The following is a 2,293-nucleotide window of genomic DNA, read 5'->3' on the forward strand; positions in this document are numbered from 1 at the left end:
CCCGCCACCGCCGACCTGGGCGTGCGCGCGGGCCTGTCCGGCCCCGGCAAGGCCGCCGTCGCCCGCGCCGCCGCCGCCCTGCTGCCCGCCGGCGGCACGGTCCTGCTCGACGGCGGCAGCACCGCGCTGGCCGTGGCCCGCGCGCTGCCACCCTCCCTGGCGCTCACCGTCGTCACCCACAGCCCCGTCGTGGCCGCCGCCCTCGTGGACCACCCGCGCGCGGAGGTCCTCGTGCTGGGCGGGCGGCTGTTCAAGCACTCCGGCGTCACCTGCGGCGCGGCCACCGTGGAGGCCGCCGCCCGCGTCAACGCCGACGTCTTCCTCCTCGGCGTCACCGGCGTGCACCCGCAGGCGGGCCTGACCACCGGCGACGCCGAGGAGGCCGCGGTCAAGCGGGCCCTGGCCGCCCGCGCGGCGGAGACGTACGTGCTCGCCAGCGCGGAGAAGGTCGGCGCCGCCTCCGCGCACGTCGTGCTGCCGCTGGCCGAGGTCGCCGGGATCGTCACCGACCTCGGCCCGGACGACCCCGCGGTGGCGGCCCTGACCGCCGCCGGGCACCGCGTGCTGCACGCCTGAGCCCCGCCCCGGGGCGCCCCCGCGCGGCCGCGCCGCCGCGGCGGCGGCCCGTCCCACCGCGGCGGCGGCTCCGTACCATGGGGCGGTGAGCGCCGACCCCGCACCGGAAGCCGCGCCGCGCTGGCTGGACCCCGACGAGCGCCGCGCCTGGCTCAAGCTCGCCGCGGTGGTCACCCTGCTGCCCGCGGCGCTGGACTCCCAGCTGCAGCGCGACGGCGACCTCACCCACACCGGGTACATGGTGCTGGCGATGCTCTCGGAGTCACCCGGGCGGCGGCTGCGGATGAGCGAGGTCGCCTCGCGCACCAACTCCTCCGCCCCCCGCGTCTCGCACGTCGTGCGCAAGCTGGAGGACCGCGGCTGGGTGCGCCGCGAGGCCGACCCCGCCGACGGGCGCGGGCAGTTCGCCGTCCTCACCGACGCCGGCTGGCAGCACATCGTCGCCACCGCCCCCGGGCACGTGGAGGCGGTGCGCCGCCTCGTCTTCGACGTCCTGGAGCGCGAGGACGTCGCCGCCCTGGAGGAGCTGGGCGCCAAGCTGCTCACCCGCCTGGACCCGCACTCGAGGTTCGCGGCCTCCGAGGGCTGAGCACCGCGCCGGCCGCCGGCCCGCCGGGCCCACCCGGTCTGCGCCGGGCCCGGCGCCTGCGTAGGGTGCGGCGCGTGCAGACGAGGACGCTGGGCAGGACCGGCCGCGAGGTCGGCGTCGTGGGGCTGGGCTGCTGGCAGCTCGGCGGTGACTGGGGATCGGTCGGCGAGGACGACGCGCTGGCCACGCTGGCCGCCGCCGTGGACGCGGGCGTGACGTTCCTGGACACCGCCGACGTGTACGGCGACGGGCGCAGCGAGCGCCTGGTGGGCCGCTTCCTGCGCGAGAGCGGGGCGAGCGGGGTCACCGTGGCCACCAAGATGGGCCGCCGGGCGGACCCGCACGTGGCGGGCGCGTACTCGCTGGAGAACTTCCGCGCCTGGAACGACCGCAGCCGCGAGAACCTCGGCGTGGACACCCTGGACCTGGTGCAGCTGCACTGCCCGCCCTCGGAGGTGTACGCCACCGACGCGGTCTTCGACGCCCTGGACACCCTCGTGCAGGAGGGCCGCACCGCCGCCTACGGGGTGTCGGTGGAGACCGTCGCCGAGGGCCTGGCCGCCGTGGCCCGCCCGCACGTCGCCAGCGTGCAGGTCATCCTGAACCCGCTGCGCCTGAAGCCGGTCACCGAGTTCCTGCCCGCCGCGGCCGAGGCCGGCGTGGGCGTGGTGGTGCGCGTGCCGCTGGCCTCGGGCCTGCTGTCGGGCAAGTACGACGAGAGCACCACGTTCGCCGCCGACGACCACCGCACCTACAACCGCGAGGGCGCCGCGTTCGACATCGGCGAGACGTTCGCGGGCGTGCCCTTCGAGGTGGGCGTGCAGGCCGCGCGGCGCCTGGCCGGCGTCTTCGGCGAGGCCCCGCTGGCCGGCGCCACGCTGCGCTGGATCGTCGAGCAGCCCGGCGTCAGCGTCGTCATCCCCGGCGCCCGCAACGGCGAGCAGGCCCGCCGCAACGCCGCCGCCGCGGACCTGCCCGCGCCCACGGAGGAGCAGCAGCGCGCGGTGCGCCGCCTCGTCTTCGACGTCCTGGAGCGCGAGGACGTCGCCGCCCTGGAGGAGCTGGGCGCCAAGCTGCTCACCCGCCTGGACCCGCACTCGAGGTTCGCGGCCTCCGAGGGCTGAGCAC

At 77.8% G+C, this 2,293-nt stretch carries 3 protein-coding genes; all 3 read left to right on the forward strand.

The annotated features are described in order from the left end of the window. On the forward strand, positions 1–576 hold a 576-nt coding region (locus tag GTR00_RS19210), incomplete at its 5' end, for a DeoR/GlpR family DNA-binding transcription regulator (protein ID WP_166613163.1). Between the two features lie 85 nt (positions 577–661). Next, the gene (locus tag GTR00_RS19215; protein ID WP_323132613.1) at positions 662–1,165 is read left to right on the forward strand and encodes a MarR family winged helix-turn-helix transcriptional regulator; all 504 of its coding nucleotides are present in this window, start codon (positions 662–664) and stop codon (positions 1,163–1,165) included. 74 nt (positions 1,166–1,239) lie between these two features. Beyond that, entirely contained in the window at positions 1,240–2,289 is a 1,050-nt protein-coding gene (locus GTR00_RS19220) for an aldo/keto reductase (RefSeq protein ID WP_166613164.1), read from the forward strand. Positions 2,290–2,293 lie beyond the last annotated feature (4 nt).

The sequence above is a fragment of the Kineococcus indalonis genome (assembly GCF_009906395.1).
Classification (GTDB): Bacteria; Actinomycetota; Actinomycetes; order Actinomycetales; family Kineococcaceae; genus Kineococcus; species Kineococcus indalonis.